General features: G+C 63.1%; 25 protein-coding genes and 1 pseudogene. 4 read left to right on the plus strand and 22 right to left on the minus strand.

Annotated features, from left to right (window positions below; genetic code table 11):
* Positions 1 to 4: 4 nt before the first annotated feature.
* The 7 genes from AB3X94_RS19185 to tauA form a co-directional block, all read right to left on the minus strand.
* Positions 5 to 1,024 carry a succinylglutamate desuccinylase/aspartoacylase family protein gene (locus AB3X94_RS19185; protein WP_176107544.1) on the minus strand — a complete coding sequence of 340 codons (1,020 nt, stop codon included), beginning with the start codon at positions 1,022 to 1,024 and terminating at the stop codon, positions 5 to 7.
* Between the two features lie 40 nt (positions 1,025 to 1,064).
* Positions 1,065 to 1,802, minus strand: coding sequence for an amino acid ABC transporter permease (locus AB3X94_RS19190; RefSeq protein ID WP_176107543.1), 738 nt, complete (start codon positions 1,800 to 1,802; stop codon positions 1,065 to 1,067).
* A complete protein-coding gene (locus tag AB3X94_RS19195) occupies positions 1,802 to 2,530 on the minus strand; it encodes an amino acid ABC transporter permease (RefSeq protein ID WP_176107542.1) in 729 nt (242 codons plus the stop codon). The genes AB3X94_RS19190 and AB3X94_RS19195 overlap by 1 nt, the downstream gene beginning before the upstream one ends.
* An 89-nt stretch (positions 2,531 to 2,619) precedes the next feature.
* On the minus strand, positions 2,620 to 3,438 hold the full coding sequence (locus AB3X94_RS19200) for an ABC transporter substrate-binding protein (RefSeq protein WP_368612367.1): 819 nt from the start codon (positions 3,436 to 3,438) through the stop codon (positions 2,620 to 2,622).
* A 148-nt stretch (positions 3,439 to 3,586) separates the two neighbouring features.
* Positions 3,587 to 4,471, minus strand: coding sequence for an ABC transporter permease subunit (locus AB3X94_RS19205; RefSeq protein WP_184226864.1), 885 nt, complete (start codon positions 4,469 to 4,471; stop codon positions 3,587 to 3,589).
* Complete coding sequence (locus AB3X94_RS19210) at positions 4,471 to 5,250, minus strand: taurine ABC transporter ATP-binding protein (protein WP_368612368.1); 780 nt, start codon at positions 5,248 to 5,250, stop codon at positions 4,471 to 4,473. Before AB3X94_RS19210 ends, AB3X94_RS19205 begins: the two co-directional genes overlap by 1 nt.
* Positions 5,247 to 6,296, minus strand: coding sequence for a taurine ABC transporter substrate-binding protein (tauA, locus tag AB3X94_RS19215; RefSeq protein WP_368612369.1), 1,050 nt, complete (start codon positions 6,294 to 6,296; stop codon positions 5,247 to 5,249). The genes AB3X94_RS19210 and tauA overlap by 4 nt, the downstream gene beginning before the upstream one ends.
* Before the next feature lie 233 nt (positions 6,297 to 6,529).
* Here tauA and AB3X94_RS19220 point away from each other — a divergent pair, with 233 nt between their 5' ends.
* The 3 genes from AB3X94_RS19220 to AB3X94_RS19230 are packed head-to-tail and all read left to right on the plus strand — an operon-like array spanning position 6,530 to position 9,229.
* Complete coding sequence (locus tag AB3X94_RS19220) at positions 6,530 to 7,600, plus strand: aliphatic sulfonate ABC transporter substrate-binding protein (protein ID WP_368612370.1); 1,071 nt, start codon at positions 6,530 to 6,532, stop codon at positions 7,598 to 7,600.
* A 28-nt stretch (positions 7,601 to 7,628) separates the two neighbouring features.
* Complete coding sequence (locus AB3X94_RS19225; RefSeq protein ID WP_368612371.1) at positions 7,629 to 8,495, plus strand: ABC transporter permease; 867 nt, start codon at positions 7,629 to 7,631, stop codon at positions 8,493 to 8,495.
* The gene (locus AB3X94_RS19230; protein ID WP_176107535.1) at positions 8,492 to 9,229 is read left to right on the plus strand and encodes an ABC transporter ATP-binding protein; all 738 of its coding nucleotides are present in this window, start codon (positions 8,492 to 8,494) and stop codon (positions 9,227 to 9,229) included. Before AB3X94_RS19225 ends, AB3X94_RS19230 begins: the two co-directional genes overlap by 4 nt.
* Before the next feature lie 19 nt (positions 9,230 to 9,248).
* Here the strand turns inward: AB3X94_RS19230 and AB3X94_RS19235 are convergent, their stop codons facing one another.
* From AB3X94_RS19235 to AB3X94_RS19270, 8 genes and pseudogenes are all read right to left on the minus strand, one after another.
* Complete coding sequence (locus AB3X94_RS19235; RefSeq protein WP_368612372.1) at positions 9,249 to 9,689, minus strand: zinc-finger-containing protein; 441 nt, start codon at positions 9,687 to 9,689, stop codon at positions 9,249 to 9,251.
* A gap of 108 nt (positions 9,690 to 9,797) precedes the next feature.
* Positions 9,798 to 10,475 (minus strand): DJ-1/PfpI family protein, encoded by a 678-nt coding sequence (locus tag AB3X94_RS19240; RefSeq protein WP_368612373.1) that lies wholly within the window; start codon positions 10,473 to 10,475, stop codon positions 9,798 to 9,800.
* 429 nt (positions 10,476 to 10,904) lie between these two features.
* Complete coding sequence (locus AB3X94_RS19245) at positions 10,905 to 11,390, minus strand: hypothetical protein (protein ID WP_176107532.1); 486 nt, start codon at positions 11,388 to 11,390, stop codon at positions 10,905 to 10,907.
* Positions 11,391 to 11,418: 28 nt separating this feature from the next.
* Entirely contained in the window at positions 11,419 to 11,916 is a 498-nt protein-coding gene (locus AB3X94_RS19250) for a hypothetical protein (protein WP_246392003.1), read from the minus strand.
* A 228-nt stretch (positions 11,917 to 12,144) separates the two neighbouring features.
* Positions 12,145 to 12,480 carry a hypothetical protein gene (locus AB3X94_RS19255; RefSeq protein ID WP_368612374.1) on the minus strand — a complete coding sequence of 112 codons (336 nt, stop codon included), beginning with the start codon at positions 12,478 to 12,480 and terminating at the stop codon, positions 12,145 to 12,147.
* Positions 12,481 to 13,060: 580 nt separating this feature from the next.
* Positions 13,061 to 13,531 (minus strand): hypothetical protein, encoded by a 471-nt coding sequence (locus AB3X94_RS19260; protein WP_368612375.1) that lies wholly within the window; start codon positions 13,529 to 13,531, stop codon positions 13,061 to 13,063.
* Between the two features lie 4 nt (positions 13,532 to 13,535).
* A complete protein-coding gene (locus AB3X94_RS19265) occupies positions 13,536 to 14,300 on the minus strand; it encodes a M35 family metallo-endopeptidase (RefSeq protein ID WP_368612376.1) in 765 nt (254 codons plus the stop codon).
* A pseudogene (locus AB3X94_RS19270) lies at positions 14,269 to 14,724 on the minus strand (hypothetical protein). The gene AB3X94_RS19265 and the pseudogene AB3X94_RS19270 overlap by 32 nt, the downstream one beginning before the upstream one ends.
* A 509-nt stretch (positions 14,725 to 15,233) precedes the next feature.
* On the opposite strand from AB3X94_RS19270, the gene AB3X94_RS19275 reads away from it, so the two are divergent.
* Positions 15,234 to 16,208, plus strand: coding sequence for a GlxA family transcriptional regulator (locus tag AB3X94_RS19275; protein ID WP_176107530.1), 975 nt, complete (start codon positions 15,234 to 15,236; stop codon positions 16,206 to 16,208).
* Between the two features lie 32 nt (positions 16,209 to 16,240).
* Here AB3X94_RS19275 and AB3X94_RS19280 read toward each other — a convergent pair whose 3' ends face one another.
* From AB3X94_RS19280 to AB3X94_RS19310, 7 genes are all read right to left on the minus strand, one after another.
* Positions 16,241 to 16,771, minus strand: coding sequence for a hypothetical protein (locus AB3X94_RS19280; protein WP_312883571.1), 531 nt, complete (start codon positions 16,769 to 16,771; stop codon positions 16,241 to 16,243).
* A gap of 322 nt (positions 16,772 to 17,093) precedes the next feature.
* Positions 17,094 to 18,089, minus strand: coding sequence for an MxaL protein (locus AB3X94_RS19285; RefSeq protein WP_368612377.1), 996 nt, complete (start codon positions 18,087 to 18,089; stop codon positions 17,094 to 17,096).
* Positions 18,086 to 18,631, minus strand: coding sequence for a tetratricopeptide repeat protein (locus AB3X94_RS19290; protein WP_368612378.1), 546 nt, complete (start codon positions 18,629 to 18,631; stop codon positions 18,086 to 18,088). The genes AB3X94_RS19285 and AB3X94_RS19290 overlap by 4 nt, the downstream gene beginning before the upstream one ends.
* Positions 18,628 to 19,614 (minus strand): vWA domain-containing protein, encoded by a 987-nt coding sequence (locus AB3X94_RS19295; RefSeq protein WP_368612379.1) that lies wholly within the window; start codon positions 19,612 to 19,614, stop codon positions 18,628 to 18,630. Before AB3X94_RS19295 ends, AB3X94_RS19290 begins: the two co-directional genes overlap by 4 nt.
* Positions 19,611 to 20,537 (minus strand): calcium incorporation protein MxaA, encoded by a 927-nt coding sequence (locus AB3X94_RS19300; RefSeq protein WP_368612380.1) that lies wholly within the window; start codon positions 20,535 to 20,537, stop codon positions 19,611 to 19,613. The genes AB3X94_RS19295 and AB3X94_RS19300 overlap by 4 nt, the downstream gene beginning before the upstream one ends.
* Complete coding sequence (locus AB3X94_RS19305; protein ID WP_368612381.1) at positions 20,534 to 21,433, minus strand: DUF58 domain-containing protein; 900 nt, start codon at positions 21,431 to 21,433, stop codon at positions 20,534 to 20,536. The genes AB3X94_RS19300 and AB3X94_RS19305 overlap by 4 nt, the downstream gene beginning before the upstream one ends.
* Before the next feature lie 19 nt (positions 21,434 to 21,452).
* Positions 21,453 to 22,475, minus strand: coding sequence for an AAA family ATPase (locus AB3X94_RS19310; protein ID WP_368612382.1), 1,023 nt, complete (start codon positions 22,473 to 22,475; stop codon positions 21,453 to 21,455).
* Positions 22,476 to 22,632: the final 157 nt, after the last annotated feature.

Consider the following 22,632-nt stretch of genomic DNA (forward strand, 5'->3'; position numbering starts at 1 on the left):
CGCTTCAGCGGACCACTTCTTCAGCGAGATGAAATAGGCAATCCCCTCGCCTGACAAGCGCGGGCACCCGCTTGCATACGACTTCGCCATCGCTCGCGAAATGACAGGTCACCGGCTCTTTGAGCGGCGTGTCCGGGAAATGAATGCGCGCCGCGGGCTGCCCTGCGACCACCCGCTCGCCGAGTTCAACCAGCGGCTCGAACAGACCGTTGTCGTATGCGTACACATAGTGACGCGCGCCCGCGACGCGCAGGAAGCGCGTGTCGGCCGGCGGCGCATCGGGCACGAGCGGGCCGCTCAATGCGCCGATCGCGCCGAGAAAGTGCAGCAGGCCGTGGCGCGCTTCGCGAAGCAGCGCGGCATCGACTGTCCCGCCACCGCCCAGCTCAGCCGTGATCGACAGCGCCCCTTGCCGGCGCGCGGCAGTCGCCGCATGCACCGGGTTCTCCGCATGCAAAAACGCGTTCGGCAACCCGAAAGCGCGTAATGCGCGTTGCAGCCGCTCATTCTCTGCGTCGTCGCGCGGATCGATCGCGAGCATGTTGTTGCCGCGATAAAGCAGCGAGCTGCCGCCGGAATGAAGATCGATCAGATAGTCCGCGCGCGCGAGCAGAACATGCTCGATGTAATGCGCGATCACCTGCGTCGGAGAACCTTGCGGATCGCCCGGAAACGTGCGGTTGAGATTGCCGTCGTCGAGCGGTGACGTGCGAAGGCCCGCCTCGGCCGCTGGCGCATTCGCTTGCGGCAACAGGATCAGTTGACCGGCAACCTGGGCCGCGTCGGTTTCGCGAATCAGCGTCGACACGAGGATCTGTCCTTCGTACTCGTCGCCATGATTGCCGGCCATGATCAGCACGACCGGACCCGTGCCATTGCGTATCGAAGCGATCGGAATCGGCAGCCAGCCATACGCGGACCGATGCACGGAATGCGGCAGCCGCAGATAGCCCGCATGCTTGCCCTGAGCATCCAGATCGAGTTCACTGCGAATCGGATTGCTCGGCGTAAGGGTTGAACTCATTGCTTCGCTCGCGCAAGTAACGGCCTTCTAGCCGTTGCAGCTAGACGCCGAATGGAAACTGCCATTTGAACTTCGTTTCGCCGTTCGCCGCCGCATGGCCCGAACGAAAGCGGCGCTTCAGCAGCCACGTCGCACCGTACTGCAGCGTCGAACACAGCAGCAGATAAACGATGCCGACGAACAGAAAGATCTGCACCGGATACACCATCAGCCGATTATTGACCTGATTGGCGAGAAACGTAAACTCGGGCACGCCGACGATATAAGCGAGCGATGTGTCCTTGATCAGCGTGACCCACTGATTGACGAACGACGGCATCATGATCCGTATCGCCTGCGGCAGTTGCACGTATCGCAGCGTCTGCCAGCGCGTCATGCCGAGCGACGCGGCCGCTTGCGCCTGCCCCGCGCCGACCGCGGCGATGCCTGCCTGCACCGAATGCGACAGATATGCGCCGCCGATCAGCGCGAGCGCGCAAACCACGGTGGCGAGGCCGGGCACGTCGATGTGCAGCAGCATTGGCATCAGGAAGAAGGTCCAGAAGATCAGCATCAGCACCGGGATCGCGCGAAAGAAGCCGACCAGCGCAGTGAGCGCCAGATGCGCGGCGCCGCGCGTCATCGACAATGCAATGCCGCCGGCGAGACCGACCAAAGCCGACAGCAACGCCGAGACGATCGACATCACGATCGTCAGCGCCGCGCCGCCGAGCGGCCCATCGGGGAACGTGCCGAGCAGCAGATAACGCAGCGACGGCAGCCATTCGAGCGCGCTCATCAATGCCCTCCTTGCCAGAGCCGCAGGGCGCCACGTTTCCACATCAGCAACACCGCTTCGATAACCGCGATGATCGCGATATAGAGCACCGTCGCCGCGCCGAATGCCTGAAACGTCTTGAAGGTTTCCGTATCGACCTGCCGCGATACATACGACAGTTCCGCGAGCCCGATCGTCATCGCAAGCGACGAGTTCTTCACGAGGTTCATGTACTGCCCAGCAAGAGGCGGCGTCGAGATCCGGATCGCCTGCGGCAGGATCACGTAACGGAACGCCGCGAGCGGCGTAAGGCCCAGCGCCGCGGCGGCCTGATGCTGCGCGTCCTTGACGCCGCGCATACCCGCGCGAAATTCCTCGCCGACAAACGCGGTCGTATAGCACGTAAGCCCGACCCAGCCCGCGACGAATTCGAACGACGGCCACGCAATCGTCCAGCCAAATAGCGAGACCGTGTGCGACGCATTGAGCCATTCCATCCACGGCTGCGGCAACAGCGTCGCAGCCCCGAAATACCAGAACAGCAATTGCACGAGCAACGGCGAGTTGCGAAACGCCAGTATGTATAGCGCGGCCGCGCGCGCGAGCATGCCGTTGCGCGCATTACGCGCGAGCGCGAGCCCGAAACCGGCGAACGTCGCCGCCGCGCCCGCGCAGGCCGACAACACCAGCGTCATCAGAAAGCCATGCGCGATCCACCCGAGGTACTTCGGTTCCAGCCAGCCGTTCATTCTGCTCTTCTGCTCGAGCGCTTTCGTTGCGCCATGAAAAGCGGCCCGCCGTTTTCACACGGCAGGCCGGCTCCAAAACTTCCGTCGGATCAGCTCTTCTGCGGATCGCCGATCCTGAACAGACGCGGCAACGGCGCGCGGCTCTGCGGTCCGAACCAGTGGTCGTAGATCTTCGCGGCGCTGCCGTCCGCTTCGAGGCCCTTCAGCGTATCGTCGACGACGTTCAACAGACGCGCCTCGCCCTTCGGCACGCCGACACCTTCATAGTCGTTCGAGATCGTGAACGGCGGGATCTCGTAGTTCGCCTTATCGGGCACGTTCGCGAGCAGCGCGACGAGCTTCGGGCCGTCCTGCGTGATCGCCTGCACGTTGCCGGCGCGCAGCGCGGCGAACGCGAACGGCGTGTCGTCGTAGGCGACGATCGTCGCGTTGGGGAATTGCGCGCGCACCTGCTGTTCGTTGGTCGTGCCCTTGTCGGCACCCACGCGCAGGCCGTTCACCTGCTGCGGCGACGTCAGTACGCCCTTCCTCGCGATGAACTGCGTACCCGAGGCGAAGTACGGCGTGCTGAAATCGACTTCCTTCTTGCGCTCGTCGGTAATCGTGAAGTTCGCGAACACGAGGTCGACCTTGCCCGACTTCAGGAAAGCGATGCGGTTCGCCGGATTGGTCGGCTGGATTTCGAGCTTCACGCCGAGCTTGTTCGCGACCGCACGCGCATAGTCGACGTCGAGCCCGACGATCTGATTGGTCTTCGGATCGACGAAACCGAAAGGAGCGTTGCTGTCGAAGGTGGCGACGCGCAGCACGCCCGCCTTCTTGATGTCGTCGAGACGATCGGCGTGCGCTGCGCCGGAAATCGCGAGCAGCAACCCCATCACTGCTGCGCCAACGAATTTGATTTTCATGGTTAGGCCTTTGTATTGGATGTTTTATGCACGACGTGATTCACGACTGCCTCACGACAACGACGCACAGACTGTAACAACGCGCATCGCAATGGCGAACCAACTAAACGTCACGAGCTAAGCGGCGATTCAGATATGCGGCAGGTGCCTACTGCTTGCCTTTCCACGGCACCAGCCTGCGTTCGAGCGCGCGCATGCCGAGATCGAACAGCCACGCGATCAGGCCGATCAGCACGATCCCCATCACGACCACGTCGGTGCGCAGGAAGCTCGACGCGTTGAGCACCATCTGACCGAGCCCGGCAGTGGCGGCGACCATTTCGGCCGCGACCAGCGTGGTCCAGCCGAAGCCGATCGCGATGCGCAGGCCAGTCAGGATTTCGGGCAACGCCGCAGGCAACACCACGTGCAAAACCACCTGGCGGAAATTCGCGCCCAGCGACCACGCCGCGTTGATCTGCTCGACGCTCGCGCTGCGCACGCCGGCACGCGCGGCCATCGCGATCGGCGCGAAACACGCGAGCCAGATCACGACGATCTTCGCAGTCTCGTCGATGCCGAACCAGATCACCACGAGCGGCAGATACGCGAGCGGCGGCAGCGGCCGGTAGAACTCCAGCGGCGGATCGAGCAGTCCACGCGCGACACGGCTCACGCCCATCAGAATGCCGACCGGTATCGCGGTGATGCTCGCGAGCGCGAACGCGCCGAACACGCGGATCGCGCTCCACAGCAGATGCTCGGACAACGGCAAGCCGCCCTGAATGCGGCCGTGCCATGCATCGACGAACGCATGCCAGACCGCGTCCGGTGCGGGTAGGAACAGCGGTGGTATCCAGTGCAGATGAGTCGCGGTCCACCACAGCAGCGCAAACAACGCGACGCAGATCACACTGAGCCACGCGGTCGGGCCTTCACCCGGCATGCCGCGATAAGGTCTGCGGCCGTGCGCCGCGCTGCGTAGCCGGGTCGAGTTGCGCGCTGTGTCCGGACGTGTCGGCGCGTGTTGTTGCGACGAATCGATCACGCTCATCAGGCGGCCTCACGCAATGTATCGTGCAGCCGCCGCGTCAGGCGCTCGCGCCACTCGATGAAAGCCGGCGACGACTTGACCGCGCGTGCATCGCGAGTCGCCAGATATTCGCGCGCGAATGGCAGTGCGTGGACTTCGGCGATGCGCCCGGGCCCCGGTGTCATCAGTACCAGACGCGTCGCGAGAAACAGCGCTTCCTCGACGCTGTGCGTGATGAAGAACACGGTCTTGTGCGTGCGCGTCCACACGTCGAGCACGAGTTCCTGCACCGTCTCGCGCGTCAACGCATCGAGCGCACCCATCGGCTCGTCCATCAGCAATATCTGCGGATCGCTCGTCAACGCGCGCGCAATACCCACGCGCTGCTGCATGCCGCCCGACAGTGCATGGATCTTCGCGTTCGCATGCCGTTCGAGCCCGACGAGCGCCAGGGTATGCCGCGCGATCTCGTGTCGCTGCGCACGCGCGATGCCGCGAAACCGCAAGCCGAGCGCGACGTTGTCGAGCACGTCGAGCCACGGCATCAGCGCATGCTTCTGGAACACGACGCCGCGCTCGGCACCGGGTCCGTCGATGGGCGTGCCGTTGAGCCGCACCTCGCCTTCGCTCGGATCGACGAAGCCGGCGATGCAGTTCAGCAACGTGGTCTTACCGCAACCCGACGCCCCGAGCGCGACCACGAACTCGCCGCGCTCGATGCGCAGATCGACACCCGCGAGCGCGGGCTCGCTTGCACCGGCGTAGGTCACGCGCAGTCCGCGGATGTCGAGCATGCTCATCGCGCGGCCTGCTGCGCGAAGCGCGGATTCACGGCCGCGGAGTAGTCGGGCAACACGTTCTGGATCGTGCCCTGCGTCTTCAGGAACGCCGCCGTGGCCGCGAGCGATTGCGCCGCACCGGACTGCTTGCCGCCGCCGAGCCAGGTCGGCGACGCCTGCTCCGCGGCGCTCGGGAACGCGTACAGCGCGAGGCTCGCGGGCACGTCGGCCGGTGCCGCGCCCGACTCCTGCGCAACCGCCTGCACCTGCTGCGAAGCCGCGGTCCAGTCGGCCTTGTGATCGCGGTACAGCGCGTCCGTATCGGCGAGCACCTTGACGAGACCCGCCATGAAGGCCGCGTTGTCGCGCTCGAACTGCCGCGACGCGACAAAGCCGTCGAAGGTTGCCTTGCCGCTTCCCTTCGCGACTTCGCCCGACGTGATCAGCACCTTGCCGTTCTGCTTGACCTTCGCGAGCACGGGGTCCCAGATGTAGGTCGCATCGATATTGCCGCGCTGCCAGGCGGCGGCGACCTCTGGCGGACGCAGGTTCAGGATCTTCACCGACGACGGATCGACACCCGCCTGCTGCAACGCGACCAGCGCATGAAAATGCGACGTCGACACATACGGCACGCCGATCGTCTTGCCCTTCAGGTCAGCGATCTTCGTCACGCCCGAACCGTCGCGGGCGACCAGCGCTTCCGCGTCGTTGATGTTGTCGAGAATCCAGAACAGCGACAGGTCGACGCCTTGCGACAGGCCCGCCGCGATCGGGCTCGATCCCGCCTCACCCAGCTGGATCGAACCTGACGCCAGTGCGCGAACCACATCCGCGCCGCTGCCGAGCTTGCGATACGTGACCTTGTAGCCGGTCGCTTTTTCGACGGCGCCGGTGGCTTGCGCGTAACGCCACGGCACGACCATGTCCTGATAGCCGATCACGACTTCCCGGCTTTGCGCGCGCGCGGATGAAGCGAACGGCGAAAACGCGGCAATGCCGGCCGACGCCGCGACGAAGGCAGCGGCGCGCAGCGCACGCCGCAGCTGACGGAGAGTGTGATTCATCGGAAGCCTTCGGGTTGGTCTGGATACGAAGAAGGTTCCGACTATAGGCATTTTCGACCGGCGCGGTTCCAACGAATCATGCATAGCTAATCACTGGAACGCAGCATTGCTTTTGCGTCGCGACTATCCGCCATAGCGCCAAAACTGCTTTGATTCTGAGCATTTGTTGGTTCGCTCGCGCCACCGTCCTGGTTACATTGGGCGATCACCACACGCGACCATAAGGACAATCGATGACACCGGCCCGGGGATTTTCATTCTTCGCGACAGCGCGCAACGCAATCGCCACCGTCGGCGAGCGCAACCGCAGCCGACGCGGTTGGCTGAAGACCGCCGCAGCCGCGCTCGCACTCGGCGTCTTCGGCGCAGCCCACACCGCCCACGCCGCGCCTCTCGACGAGCTGAAACTCGACTATGCGTACTATTCGCCGGAAAGCCTCGTGATCAAGCGCAACGGCTGGCTCGAACAGGAGTTCGCCGCCGACCACACGCAAGTGAAGTGGGTGCTGAGCCTCGGCAGCAACCGCGCGCTCGAATACCTGAACAGCGGCGCGATCGACATCGGCTCGACGGCGGGCCTCGCCGCCGTGCTCGGCAAGGCGAACGGCAATCCGATTCGCGCGGTGTACATCTATTCGCGGCCCGAGTGGACCGCCCTCGTCGTGCGCAAGGACTCGCCGATCAAAACCGTCGCCGATCTGAAGGGCAAGAAGATCGCGGCCACCAAGGGCACCGATCCGTTCCTGTTCACGTTGCGCGCACTGCATACGGCGGGGCTGTCGCGCGACGACGTCGAGATCGTCAACCTGCAGCATCCCGATGGCCGCACCGCGCTCGCCAATGGCCAGGTGGACGCGTGGGCCGGGCTCGATCCGCACATGGCGGCCGCGCAGATCGACGATGGCGCGCGGCTGCTGTATCGCAACGTCGACTTCAACACCTGGGGCTTCCTGAATGCGCGCGAAGACTTCATCCGCGACCATCAGGACGCGCTCGCGCGCGTGCTGAAGGTCTATGAAAAAGCCCGCGTCTGGATCGCCGCTCACCCTGACGACACCGCCAGGATCGTCGCGGAGGAATCCAAGGTTTCGCTGCCGGTCGCGAAACTGCAATTGAGCCGCAACGACTTCAGCCAGCCTCAGCCTGGCGCCCGGCAGATTGCCGCGCTCAAAGCCGCTGCGCCGATCCTGGTCGACGAGCAACTCGTGAAGGGCGGCACCGATCTGAACGCGATCATCGATGCACTGGTCGACGCTAAAGTCGCGCAGCCGGTGATCGCGACGGCGAGCAACGGCTCCAAATGAAGCACACGCACCAGACCCGAGCCCACCGATGAGCACCGCGAAGAACTTTTTCACGCTCGCACGGAGGGATTCGTCCTGTCCGTCGTGTAGCGAACTCGCGCAACCGCCGCGCGCGATCGACCCGCTACGACTGTGGCGCTACGCCGGTCTCGCGCTGCCGGTCGTGTTCCTGGCTGTCATCGAGCTGCTGGTGCGCGCGTCGATCCTGCCGATGCATCTAGTCCCCGCGCCCAGCGCGATTGCGCAGACGCTATGGGATCTCGGCGCGGCGCGGCTCGCGCGCCATATCGGCGCGAGCGTGATCCGCGTGTACGGCGGCTTTGCGATCGGCGCCGTGCTCGCGCTGCTGATCGGCGCGGCGATGGGCCTCAGCCGGCGCGTCGATGCGTTGCTCGACCCCGCGTTTCAGGCCTTGCGCGCGATTCCGTCACTTGCGTGGGTGCCGATCCTGCTGCTATGGATGGGCATCGACGAAGCGCCGAAGATCACGCTGATCGCGATCGGCGCGTTTTTCCCGGTGCAGTTGAGCGTGGTGGCGGGCATTCGCGGCGTCGACCGCAAGCTGATCGAATTCGGCGAGTTGAACCGGCTGAGCCGGCGCGCGCTGTTCACGCGCATACTGCTGCCCGCGTCGATGCCGCAGATTTTCACCGGACTGCGCACCGGACTGAGTCTCGCGTGGATGTTCATGGTGGCCGCCGAACTGATCGCGGCGACGCGCGGGCTCGGCTATCTGCTCAGCGATGGCCGCGAAACCGGCCGCCCGGATCTGGTGTTCGGCGCGATCCTGTTGCTCGCGCTGCTCGGCAAACTGAGCGACGGCATGCTGAAAGCGATCGAGGTACGCGCGCTGTCGTGGCGCGATGCGCACCGGGTGTCGGAGGCCGCGCGATGAATCGGGCACCTCCTTCGTTACTCGAAGTACGTGGACTGACGCGGCGCTTTGGTGAGCGCAGTGTGTTCGAGAAGGTATCGTTCGCGCTGTCGCGCGGCGAGATCGTCAGTCTGGTCGGTCCTAGCGGCTGCGGTAAAAGCACACTGCTGCGCGCGGTGGCGGGACTCGATCGCGCAGCCACGGGTGCCGTGCTGATCGACGGCGTGCCCTTGCTCGCGCCGTCGCCGCGCGTCGGCATGATCTTTCAGGAACCGCGCCTGCTGCCGTGGCTCAGCGTGGCCGACAACATCGCGTTTGCCGCGGGGCCGCACGCGGGAGACGATCCGCGCGTCGATGCGCTGCTCGCCGAGGTGGGTCTCGCTGGCGTGCGCGACGCGCTGCCGAAGCAACTATCCGGTGGCATGGCGCAGCGCGTCGCGCTCGCGCGAGGTCTGTTCGACGAGCCGGAACTGCTGCTGCTCGATGAACCATTCAGCGCCGTCGATGCGATCACGCGCGCGCGACTGCAGCAGTTGCTGCTCGCGTTGAAACACGCGCGCGGCACAACGGTGCTGCTCGTCACGCACGATCTCGACGAAGCACTGAGTCTGTCCGATCGCGTGCTGCTGTTGTCCCCGGCGGGCGTTGGCAGCCCGAGCCGCATCGCGCGCGAACTGCCGATTGCGTTACAGCGGCCGAGGAATCCGCGCGATGCGTCGTTGAATGCGCTGCGCGAGGTTTTGCTGGAGATGTAGCCGGCTGCGGAAAATCGCGCTATCTGGTACGCCGGGCTTCGACAAACGCCTCGACATAATGCAGCGCCTGTTCGCACTGCTCGGGCGTGAACGCGTGAATGCTCGCAGGAACCGGATCGAAGCCAAGCTCGGTCGCGACCCACCGGATCGCTTTCGCGCGGGCTTCGAATGCGTTGACGCCGTCGCGGCGCACCTTCGCGGCGACGAGCGGTTCGAGCGCGTCGTGCAGCTTGCTCTTCGACTCGCGCAACGTCGCGCCGGCTAGGCGGCCGAGCGGCAGGTTGTGCTTGCTGCGCGAATACACGCCGATCCACGCCTGACAGGCGGTGCAGATCCACAGCGGGCCTTGATCGCTGCGATACGGGTAGGACTCGTCGCCGTAACGCGCGAGCAAAGCGCGGTTGCCGCAGTAGTCGCATGACGGCTGCGGCAGTGCCTTGACGGGCTTGCCTACACGCATGGGGAGTGCCCCCGGGAGAATTCGCGGTACTTCATCGCATCGATCCGACTGGCGGAAAACGGGTGGAGCCTCACAGTTTAATGGAATGCCCGCACCCGCAAGCAAGACCTAGCTTCTCTCTGCGATCTCCATCACGACGCGACGCCGCGCCGCCAAACCTTCCGCCGACCTCTGCCGGACCAGTTCCACCACCGCTTGCGGCGCCAGCGCCGGATCGCCCGCGTCGAACGGCGGCGCTGGCGCGTATTCGAGTTCGAGCTGGATCGCCTGCGCCTCTTCGACGCCCGCCAGTTCGGCAGCCACGGTCAGCCCGAAATCGATGCCCGCCGTGACGCCGCCGCCGGTAATCAGATTGCCGTCGCGGACCACACGCGCATGCGTCGGAATCGCGCCGAGCGGTTCCAGCAGCGAGTGAAACGCCCAGTGAGTCGTCGCGCGCCGCCCGCGCAGCAGACCGGCCGCACCCAGCAGCAACGCGCCGGTGCAGACCGACGTCACATAGCGCGCGCTCGCGGCCTGCTGGCGAACGAAGTCGATCGTCTGCTCGTCTTGCAACAGCGCGGTCACGCCGCTTCCGCCTGGCACACAGATCACGTCGAGCGGCGGGCAGCTTTCGTACGTGGCGCTCGGCGTCAGCACGAGACCGTTGCTCGACACCACCGGCTCCCGCGTCTTCCAGACCAGATGCATCGTGGCGCCCGGCACCGATGCGAGCACGTCATGCGGGCCGGTCAGATCGAGTTGCTGTAGTTTCGGAAACACCAGAAAACCGATTTGGAGGGTCATGGGGATACCTTATCGAAGGAGAAATCGAAACGCGCCATCTGTCATTTCTTCCAGCTGGACGGATCGATTCTATGTGCGTAGCCTTTGGCAAGGCTGCCATTGTTCCCTTGATTTCTGCCACGCCTTGTCACATGTTCAGCGCTCCGCGTTCTATTGTGCTGCTCGCCTGCCGAAAAGCAACGCATATATATATCCACGCTTGACTAGCTGGCCCCAGTAAGCCTCGATCCGTCCAGAGCGCCGCTTAACGGAAGCCTTTCCCATTTTCGACCGAAGCGATAAGGCTACGGATGCCCTTGCCGCAGCGCCTACGCCTTTTCGCAGAACGACGGTCGCCACATGGAGTTAACGGCAGTCCTGATCCGTTGACCGGTGGCAGTCGCGGACAAAGGTCGCGACAAGGTTGTCGAGCATGGAAAGCATTTCGTGTCAGTCAAATGATTCCGGAGCGACTGTGCCACCTTTGATCACCAAGTGCGCTGCATCCACGCCGGGCGCGAAGAAACGCCAGTCTTCCTCGTCCACTCTCCCGTCCGGTATGACCGTAAGGCAAAAACCGCGCGACAGGGAGAGCTTCACCCCGCCGGCCTCGTCCGCTGTCACTGCCTCAACTGCTGCAAGGCCATTCGCAAGCAAGACCCCCTGGAGACGATGGGTGCTCGCGTGCGCCTTCTCATCCGGCCCGCGAAGATCATCCTCTGTTGCCACGACGCAGCCCACTTTCTCAAGTCGCCACACACATTGGATGTGGAGCGCCCACGCACCCACATATTTCACCGTCCCTTTAAAGTTAGTAACTTGCCGCAACGGACCAAAGCTCAGCGTCAGCATGTCAGCGGCATGGTTCATTCCGCTCAGTTCCAAGCCTCGTAGCACTGACAGACGCCGCTCAATTTCGCTTCGAGTATCAATCATCGAATCATCCCTTCCTATACGGCGTGCGTTACCACAGGTTGAACATGTCTTTTGCCCGCTCCATGATTTCATGGAAGCCGAGGCCTTGGCCTGAAATTTCATCGTGGAGCTGCCGGGATTGACCGGGAGTTAAGCGCAAGATTCTGGCGACATCATCGGTCTGTCTATTTTGCGCCTGATTGTTGCGTGGCGTTCCCTGGCTGCCCGCCAGTTCTACCACGTCACCATTTTTCGCATGCGGTGTGTACTCGAACGCTTGCGCATTATCCAGGTTTTGCGGCGGGGTTTGTGAGCGTCCGCGGCATTCGCACGCCCATGCGTAACCCAGGGCTTCGGCCATGGCGTAGCCGGATTTCATCTTACGAACTCTGTCAAACGGAAAGAACTCGCCGGTTTCGGCGTTCAGGGCCTGTGCGTGAGGCATCGGCGGGAAGTTTGAGTAGATCGAATAGGTGATACGGCAAAGGTCGCATTCTTCCTCGATTGTCCAATCCGTCCCACTGCTTTGCTGATTCATTTTCTCCATTGGACTCCTCATGATTGTTCAGGCGACACGACGCACTGCCCAAATGACGCCCCGCCGAAGCGGGGGTAGTTAGTTCTCTACTTGATAATCTTTGTAGTCGGTGTCACGCGCGGATCGTCACATAGTCGTTCGCACCCGCCTTCACATACGGGGACAAGCGTTACTGATATCTGATCGAGCGTCGCGTTGCCTTTGTCATCAATATCGGGTTCCTTGATGAGTCTCGTATCAACCCAGATATTTCCCCTCCTTTATGCCAAGTTGAACCAGATAGCTTTTAAGGACCGCTGCTCGCTTTTCTGCTATATCCTTCGGGCTGCTCTCCTTCACATACCCGCCCGCGTAGACAATTCCTCTAATTTCGACGTTCGGCCATTGCCTCGCAACAAGCACCAAGTTCACAATCTTAATACGATCTATATTTGAAATTTCCGTCGAATTGAGAGGCAAGCTACTTGTCATATCCTCTGAAATGGTGCAGGCATTTGCGCTACCTGCGGTGGAAACAATGTAAAACGCCAGCAGATAGCAGACTCTCAGGAAGTGAAAATTCTTTTGTAGCACGAAATGTTCTTAGTCCAATGGTGACACCGTACATATCATCGGTTGAATCGAACACATCAGGGAAATGGGTGCATTCGTGAATCAGCGTCAAGACTTGGCAACCGTGCCACAGTTGCGAACGTGGCGAAGTGCAAAAATGTGGGTATATCGCAATGATGCGTCTTGCTGAGTCGGGCTTACAGACCGAAGCATCGGTTGCGCCGTTATCTGGAAAGATGGTACAAGTGATGTTACGATATTTTTGCTTGTCCCAGCGAACGATATTTTCTGGCTTTAAATTCTGCATAACTTGAAGAAGCCCTGGCAACCCTGCTTGCAATATGCCATACGTTCGCCGTCAACGACGATCCTCTAGTCGTAACTCCGCGAGCGAGCGACGTAACGCCGCCGTGGAAGTGCGGTCCCCATCCGCCACGAGTCGATCAAACATATTCACCTCCTATTCAATGGACCACCTCAAGCCTCAACGCTTGGCTATGTCCAGCGCTTCATCGTGCTGCCCGCCTTGACAAAAAACAACTGCGCACGATCTGCTGCGCCGACGCGCCGAAGTTAAAACCCCGCCGAAGCGGGCGAATTTCTATTCGACGGCCTTGCTCGTCGGCGTTATGCGGGGATCGTCGCATAGTCGTTCGCAGCCGCCCTTGCAAAGCGGCATGAGACCAACGCTTAGCTGTAGGTATCCATTGAATCCGCTGTTGTCTTGCGGATAGGGCGCCCCTTCCAGATGGGTGTCGACATATATATATTGCGACTTCACTCCAATTTGAATTAGGAATTCTTTTAGCTGTTGACCCCTCGACTTTGCTAATTCTTCTGCGTTCTTTTCGCCGACGTAAGCGTTTGTGACGATTTGAGCTTGAATTTCAACATCGGGCCACCGGCGCGCATTTGATACCAAGTCCACCATTTTAAGACGATAGGAATTAGGAATTCCTTGATAGTTAAGTGGAACACTTTCTGTCAAATCTTCCGAAATAGTACATGCAGCCGCCTGCTGAGAAGCGGCGAACCAAAAAGCCGAAAGGACGGCGAAAGCGAATTTCTTCATGGAATCACCAAATCTTCTTTTGATTGAACTCGATTTGCGTATCGAAGTGCGCGATGTAACATGCGATGCTATCTGCGTTCCTGCAAGCCCCCTCGGGATCGTTCTGAGCCCGGTAACCGACGCCCGGACCAAAACCATACATCACATCGTCTGAATTGAATGTATCGACATAGTGCGTGCACTCGTGGATGATTACCTTCAATTGGCAATTTGTTGAGACTGCAACGGGTGGCAGCGTGCAAAAATGGGGATAAATTGCAATATATCGCCTTTTCGAATCTGGCTTGCATACAGCAGCATCGTTCGTGCCCCTATCGGGAACTATCGCACAGGAAAGCCGTACAACCTTCTGTTCGTCCCAACGAATTATTTTCTCAGGTTGCAGTTCTCTCATCACAGCTGCAAGCCTTGGCAGACCGATATTCAATTTATCGCGGATATATTGATCGCTGCGGCCAAACCAGAATTTTGCACGATCCTGTGCTGACATATCCCAACTTGCAACATCTGCAATGCGCTCCTTTATGAGAGTTAACGCTGCATCTCGTAAACGCATTATCAATCTTCTAAATTCTTTATTGCTCATATTTGGACAGATAGGCGTTGTATTGATTACGACATTGGATATTGACCCAGGAGTGATATTGGTAATGGCTGTGCCGACCTCCGTCCATTCTTCATTCTCGTCGGTCTTGAAGTATTGGCTATTCTTGGTCAGAAATTCATTTGTCATGTGTTCACCAGAGATAGAAGACTTGCCTGAATCCATTGCTATTGCCCGGCAACTCGATGGAAATCTGGTTTGCGTTATCTGTCGAAACACGCTGGGTCTGCCCTTGGGAATCGGTGGCACCTTTCGCGATGACCCTCGAACCGACGCGAATCCTGTAACGCACCCCCGCCTGTCGCTTGCCAGTGGAGTCTCTTAGCTCGAACTGCTCATTGAACCGTTTGGGGGCACGCCCGCGACAATTGCGCGCCCATGCGTAACCCAGCGCTTCGGCCATGGCGTAGCCGGATTTCATCTTGCGAACCCTGTCAAACGGAAAGAACTCGCCGGTTTCGGCGTTCAGGGCCTGTGCGTGCGGCATCGGCGGGAAGTTTGAGTAGATCGAATAGGTGATACGGCAAAGGTCGCATTCTTCCTCGACTGTCTAATCCTTTCCGCTGCTTTGCTGTCTCAGTTGCTCCATTACACTCCTCACGAGTTTTCAGGCGATACCTCGCGAATTAATCATCGAAACGGATCACGGTCAATCGCTTTAATTTGGGATAAGCCCGTTTTGAACAACTATTTACGGTGGCGTCGGTTATCTCAATTTCTTTTGCATATTCCTGCTGGCGCGGGACAAAAAAAGGCGGCATTGAGCCGCCTTTATCGTCAGGGATCGAAACTGGTTAGTGTTGGGTCCATGAAGCATCCATAGCCGCCAGTTTCGCGTTCACGCCTTCCGTGACGTCAGCGAGAATCGCTGACGCGTCTTCCCGTGACAGTTGGCGCTGGCGTAGCCCCTTGCGTCGAGCGCAAGCACCGCGAACAGTTCCTGATCGCAGCGGTTACTAGACCTTGCGACTCCGGCCCCGTGGGTCGTTGTCAATTGCGATCAGACGCAGGACTTCCAGCTGGACGGATCGATTCTATGCGCGTAGTGTTTGGCAAGACTTCCATTGTCCCCTTGATTTCTGCCACCGATTTGCTCACATGTCCAGCGCTCCCCGCTCCATCGTGCTGCTCGCCTTCCCCAACATGCAACTGCTCGACATCAGCGGTCCGCTGCAGGTATTTGCGTCGGCCAATGAACTCGTCGCGCAGCGCGGGCTCGGCAAGCTCTACGCACCCCGCGTCGTGGCGGCCGAAGCCGGGCCCGTCACATCGTCGTCGGGACTCGCGGTGCTTGCCGCCTCACTGCGCTCGCTGAAGACGCCGCTCGATACACTGATCGTTCCCGGCGGCTGGGGCATTCGCGAGGCATCGGCCGATCAACGCCTGATCCGCTGGACGCAACGCCACGCGCCGCATTGCAGACGCGTCGCGTCGGTCTGCTCGGGCGCGTTCCTGCTCGCCGAGGCGGGCTTGCTCGACGGCCGGCGCGTCGCCACGCATTGGGCGCGTTGCGACGAACTCGCGCAGGCCTATCCGCAACTGCAAGTCGAAGCGGATCCGATCTTCATTCGCGACGGCGATATCTGGACATCGGCGGGCGTCACCGCCGGCATCGACCTCGCGCTAGCGATGCTCGAAGACGATCACGGGCGCGCGTTGGCGCTCGACGTCGCGCGCGAACTCGTCGTGTTTCTGAAGCGCCCGGGTGGTCAGTCGCAATTCAGCGCTGCGCTGTCGCTGCAACATGCCGACGACCGTTTCGGCGAATTGCATGCATGGATGACGTCGCACCTCGCATCCGACCTGTCGGTGCCCGCGCTCGCGCAACGGCTGCATATGAGCGAGCGCAGCTTCATGCGCCACTACAAGGCGCAAACCGGCCGCACGCCCGCGCGCGCGGTCGAGCAGCTACGCATCGAAGCGGCACAACGCTTGCTGAGCGAAACATCCTGGTCGATCAAACGGATCGCGGCGCGATGCGGATTCGGTAGCGAGGAAACGATGCGCTGCAGCTTCGTGCGTCAGCTGCGCGTGGCGCCGCAGGTGTATCGCGAGCGCTTTTCGTCGACGTGACATGCACGGGCGGCGCAGCCGCTCGACATCACTCAGTAGCGGCGTTTGACGATCAGCGTCGCGCCCGTATCGTGAGAATGCAGAATCGCGACGCGCGCGGTGCCGGAGAACACCCAGTTGTCGACCGTCAAGGACAAGCGCCGCTGCGGTGACTGGCCAATCGACAACACTGAACTGTTCATCTGAACGATGGATATTTGCGGTGCGGTAGATGGACCCATACGTAGAGCATTCGAAGCACTCTGCGCGGCGGCATTTGCGCCCGGTTCGGACACCGGTGCGAACTGCGGTCCGGACGACACCAAGGCCTTCTTGGTGCCGAGCTGGGTATCGCGCGCAAGGTCCACGCTATAGTAATTCTCCATTTGCGCGTAGAACGGCTGGCCCCGATCCCCCTGATACTCCATCGCATAGCGCTGCTGCTCGAAGTAGCGCCGAGGCTCGGGAATGGGCGGCACGACTTCGACGGGCGACGCGACGATGTTGGCGACCATCATCGCTTGCGGCACATCGCCGAAGGGGCCTCCCGCAAACGCGTAGCCGCTCATCAAGACGAGTACCACTCCGACAATCCTCTCGTTTTGGCACGTCATCGGCATGCCTCCATGAAGGAATTGAAACGTCACATGACACGGCGCGTCACTCGAACCGCGCGCCTCGCAGCGTCGCTTGCATTCAGACATTGTAGTCAGTGATTTGCGTACCGGTAGGTCAATGTGTGAGGTATCTCGCAAGTGTGGCGAAGACCGGCAAAAGCTTCTGGCCCAAGCGTCGCGAATCGAACGATCCCCGGCAACTCTTGCGAGGTTTCCCAGGCAACTGCGCGGTGAGATCGGGTACATGCATCTTCAACCGTTGCAACGTCAACGGTCGCGCTCGCGGTAGTCAGTCGGCGCGTGTGGGCCGGCCATTGAATGCCGGCGCGATGCGCAAAGCGATCGTTTGAAAGCGCTTTCGCCAGGCGCGCGGCCATGCGAGAACGGCGTCGGGCATGAAGCGCGCGACGAGCAGCAGCAACGCGAGCAGCGCGGGACACCAGCGCAGATCGGTCGGCACGGGTTCGCGGCGGGCGAAGCGCGCTTCGAGCAGCGCATCGCCGAACGACGTCACGTTCAGCAGACGCCGGTAGTCGAGGCCCGTCTGCCGAGCCACCGAAGCGAGGTACTCACCGCGCAATTCGGACAATTCCTCGTGCGTTTGCGCCGCTACACCGGAGCCGGGCGTAGGCGGCACCTGGATCACGTCGTCGGCCTGCCAGACGCCGATCCGGTTGCCATTGGCATCGGTCTTCGGAATGGCCGCGGGCTGGTCGCCGCCGACGCCGATCAGCCAGCCCCTGATCCTCGCCGCATTGATGCCTTCCATCAGCGGGCGTGACGCCAACAGCGGCGGCGCCTCCTGCCCATCGGTGACGAACGCGATGGCCGCGCCGCCGCCGACATCCTTCGCGACGCGCACGGCCGAATACACACCGCCTTCGGCAATGCGGCTCCAGTTGGTCCAGCGCATGCGCCCGTCGATGCCGTCGAGCGACACCAGCAGCGCGTCGTAGTTGCCGCAGACTTCGACCGGCGCCATCAGCAGCAACACCCGCTGCCCGGTGAACACGCTCCAGCCGACCTTCGAGCCGCACGGCAAACGCTCGAGCGCGTCGCGCATCGCGGCCTGCGCGAACTTGAGCCGGCTGACCGGGGCGCCGCCGAGCACCACATCCTCGACGTCCATGCTTTGCGTGATATCGAACGTGACGATGTAGTCAAACGTGTTGCGCGGCAACGTGACGTCCGGCATCGCGACCGCCGCGATCAACGCGACGAGCGCGAGCGGCGTCAACGCATGACGCCATTTTGCGAAGCCACGCTCGCGCCGAACGCCGCTCATGGCAGGTCCTGGCTGCGCGCGTCGCGCACTGTGACGTTGTGCTGCTCTTTTACATCGGGTCCGGCGAGCGCGGACGGCGTTTCCGGCGCGAGCCACAGCGCGCGCTCGAGGTTGTAGCGCGCGTCCCAATCGTCGGGCGCCGCGCGCAGCGCGAGCCGGTAGCGCGCCTTGGCCTCGCCGATCATCGCCAGAGACCTGACCGTCTGCGCGTTGTCGCCGCTGCCTTCGCGCAAGTACAGATTGCCGAGATCGAACAGCGCCGCGCGGCCGACTTCATCAGGTGGGCTGCCCTCGGCGAGCAGACCGTTATAGAGCCGCGCCGCCGCGTCGTAGGAGCCCGCTTTGGATAGCGCTATCGCACGGGCCAGCTGAACCTCGCGAGCGTCGCCGCCGGCTTGCTGGTCACGCGCGGCGGCGTTCGTCGCGACGATTGCCTGATTGACCCGCTCCGCGTGCTGCAGACGAACGAAACCATACCCGGCCCACGCGGCGCAACAGATCGTCACGGTGCCGAACAGCGTGTGGATCAGCGCGCGCTTCATGCCCAACTCCTGACCTGCAACTGGTGCAACAGCACCAGCAGCGCCGCACAGAACAGCGCGAGCGCGAAACAGTACGGACTCAGATCCTGGCGAGGCAGATGCTCGACGAACGTCGTCGTCGCGTTCTGCTGCCGGTTGATCTCCGCGATCGCCGCCATCATCGCCTTCGGGTCTTCGGCCTGAAACAGCCTGTAAGGCGTCTTCAGCGTCAGAAAGAAGCGATGCAGCTGCGCTTCGGCCGAGCTTCCGCTGGCGGGCTGCGTCGCGTTCAGATCGGGACTGAAGACGCTGCTGCGCAGGTAGATGAAGTACAGCGCGATCCGGTTGCGTCGCAGTCCCTCCTCGATGCGCCGTCGCATCGTTTCGTCGAGCAACGCGCCGCCATCGGAGACGAGCACGATCGCGCGGCGGCCCGACGACAAGCGCTCGTCGAACTGCGCGATCGCCGCCAGCATGCCGCGATCGAGCTCGGTGTCCGGCATGCCGCGGCCAATCGCCGTGGCCGCGACCGCGGCCTCGATCACGCGATGGTTGTAGGTGAACGGCATCGCCAGCACCGGGTTGGTGCCGAACGTCATGAACGCGAGGCGGTCGTTCGGCCGCTGCTCGACGAAGCGCGTCAGCGCCGCGCGCGCCACGTGGTTCTTGGAGTCGCCGCGCGGCGCCTCGACGCCCTTGCTGCCTATCGGCTCGTCCATGCTCTGGCTGCGGTCCATCAGAATCAGGATCTGTGCGCCGCTGCCGGTGCGCAGCACCTGCAACTGCGAGCGCCCCGGCCCCGCCAGCCCGACGACGATCGCCGCGATCGCCAGCGCCGCGCCGCCGCGGACGAGCCAGCCCGCCACGCGCCCGAGGTCGTCAGCGGGCAGCCATGCGACGCTCGAAAACACCAGCGTGTCGCTGCGCCGCCGCAGCAGCGGCAGCGCGGCGAGCGGCAGCAGCACCAGCATCCACGGAAGGGCGAAATCCAGGCTCATGGTCATCGCTGATGGCGCCTCTCCGCTCGATACAACGCACGGCACAGCGCGTGCAGCGAAAGCTCGCCGGCATTCTCGACGGCATGCGGCGCCGGCCCGAAAAAGCGCTCGGCCGAGGCCAGATAGAAACGTTCGAGCTGCGCGCGCAGCGGTTGCAGATACGGCGCACGCGCCAGCAACGCGGATAGCGAAGCCGCATGCACGACCTGGCCGGCGGTTTCGTTCAGCGCGCGATGCAGGCAGACCCACGCATCGTTCGATGAAGCGGCGGGCGCCTCCGGCAGCCGTTGCATCTGCCGCCACGCCCGCGCGAACGGCAGCCGCGCCGCCTCGCGCCGATTGCGCGCCCACCACCAGCTCGCCCACACGAGCAGCGTCGCGAGCAACAGGCCGAGCGCCCACGCGATCTGCCGGCGCCAGCCGGCCGTGCCCAGCATCGGCGCCTGCCGGTCGGGCCGCAGCGGCTGCAAGTCCCCGGCGGCGAACGCGGTTTGCGGCGTCAGCGGTCCGATGCTCGCCGGCCATTCGGCGACCTGCAACTGCGTGCCCGCCGCCGACGTCAGCGTCAACGCGGGCAACGTGATCTGCGTGAGCGTCTGCGGCGCATTGACGACCTGATAGCCGATCACCATCCACTTGCGGCCGTTGGCATCGGTTTCGAGCGTCACGGGCCGGCGTTCGAGCCAGACGCCCGTGCGTCCGACCGAAGGCGGCGTGACCGCACCGAGGTCGCGACCGTTGGCCTCCAGCAGCACGCGCTGCGTCAGCACATCGCCGAGCACATAGCCGAACGCGCGCGGCTCCTGAACGAGCGCGGCCACCTCGGCGGCACTGGCCATCGCGCAGGCGGCGCCGCCGCATAGCGACGCGATCAGCACGCGCAGCGCCGCCCGACGCGCGCAGCCGCCGCGCACCCCGCGCGCGCTCATACCGTCAGCTCCAGAAAGTAGCGCGACATCGCTTCCGGATCGAACGCGCCTTCGACGAAGAACGGCTGGATGCCGCGTGCGCCGAACACCGCGGCGAGTTCGTCGCGACGTCGCGCGACGCCTTCGCGCCAGCGCTCGCGCACGCCGCGCGAGAGCCACACGCGACGCTCCTCGCCGGACTCCGCATCGTTGACGGCCAGCAGCGACGCGTGCTGCGGCGGCGTGGTCTCGGCCGCGTCCCATACGACCATCGGCACCACGCACGCATGCACCAGCATGTCGAGCACCGGCGACAGTCGCGCGAGCGGCCAGTGGAAATCGGACACCACGAACACCAGCGCCTGACGACCGGCGATACGGATCGCGCAACGCCGCAATCCTTCGGCGGCCCCGCGTTCAGCGTGACGTTCGGCGTGACCATTCGCCTGACGGTCAGCGCTATCAGTGACGCCTTCGCGCAGCATGCTCGCGAGCAGCGAGCCGGTGCCCCGCCCCGTGCGCGCCGGCATGAACAGATCGTCGCGTTCGCCGCTATCGAAGGCCAGCATGCCGAGCCGGTCGCCGACCCGGAACGCGCTATGGCCGAGCGCTTCGACAAAATCAGCGACGACCTGCAGCTTCGTTTTATGGGTGCCGAATTGCATCGACGCCGACACGTCGACGATCACGAACACGGAAACCGCGACGCGCTGCAAATGCACGCGCACGAGCCACTCGTCGCGCGCCGCGCGCAAGCTCGCGCGCAGATCGAGGCGGCGCGGGTCCGGATAGTCGAACAGCCGGCCGTGCATCGCGAACTGCTGGCCCGAGCCGAAACTCGAGCCCGGATGCGAGCCGGGCCGCGCACCGGCCGCGCGCATCGGCAGACGATAGTGGAATTCAGCGATGCCGTTCATCGTGTAAGCGCGTCGGCGTTCAGCGAGGCACGGCGACGTTCGCGACGATCCGCGCGATCAGCGCCTCGGCCAGCTCCTGGCGACGCAGTTCGTAGATCGGCGTGAAAAACACGCGATGACCCAGCGCCGGCAGCAGCACCTCGTGGATGTCCTCCGGCAGCAGATGCGTGCGTCCCGCGAGCCACGCGACCACGCGCGCGGCCCGCACCAGTGCGCTCATGCCGCGCGGACTCGCGCCCGCGAGAATCAGCTGCTCCATGTCGACGCCGTCGAGCGTGATGCCGAAGCGCGCCGGCGCTTCCGTCGCCTGCCAGATGTCGTGCACGTAGCGCTCGATCGTCTCGCTCGCCTGCACGCCCTGCTGGATCGCCGCGCCGATCCGGTTCAACTGTTCCCACGCCACGATCGACGGCGTCAGTTGCGCGAGCAGGCCGTCGACGTCATGGAACCTCGTGTCGAACACGAGGCTGCGCCGCGCCTCCTCGTCGGTCGGGGTCGGCATGTTCAGCTCGAACAGGAAGCGGTCGCGCGCCGCCGACGCGAGCTCGAAGGTCTCTTCCTTCTCGACCTTGTTGCGGTCGGCGTACACGGTCATGTGCGGAAAGCGATGCTCGCGGCCGAACGCCCACACGGAACGCTCGGCCATCGCGCGCAGCAGCAGCGATTGCACCTGCGGGCGGGCGCGATTGATCTCGTTGAAGAAGAAGGTGGTCAGCTGCTCGCCGTGGCGCAGCAGCGGGCCGGGCTCGATGCGCGGCTTGCCGTCGGCGTCGACATAGGTGTGATAGACGAGGTCGCCCGGCATCAGATCGATCGTGCCTTCGACGCGCTCGAAATCGCCGCCGACCACGCGCGCGAACGCCCGCAACACGGTCGTCTTGCCGACCCCGACGCCGCCTTCGAGCAGCACGTGGCCGCGTGCGAACAGCGCGACGTTGATGAGCCTCAGCGTTTGCTGCTGACCGACGACGACTCTCGCCACTTCGTTTTCGATCTGCTGGGCGTGAGAACGCCAGTCCTGAAGCTGCTCGCCAGAAACCATCGCTGCGATCCCCTTCCGTGGTGGCTGGCATTTATTTGCGCGACGCCCGAACGTCGACGCGCTTCAAGACTCGCCAGCCTTCCGTTCAAGCACGGTTTATGCCGATCGCACGCGCGGGACGCAAGAGTTAAATCGAATGCGAAAAGTTGGCAGCCTG

Source organism: Paraburkholderia sp. BR10923 (genome assembly GCF_040948765.1).
Classification (GTDB): domain Bacteria; phylum Pseudomonadota; class Gammaproteobacteria; order Burkholderiales; family Burkholderiaceae; genus Paraburkholderia; species Paraburkholderia youngii.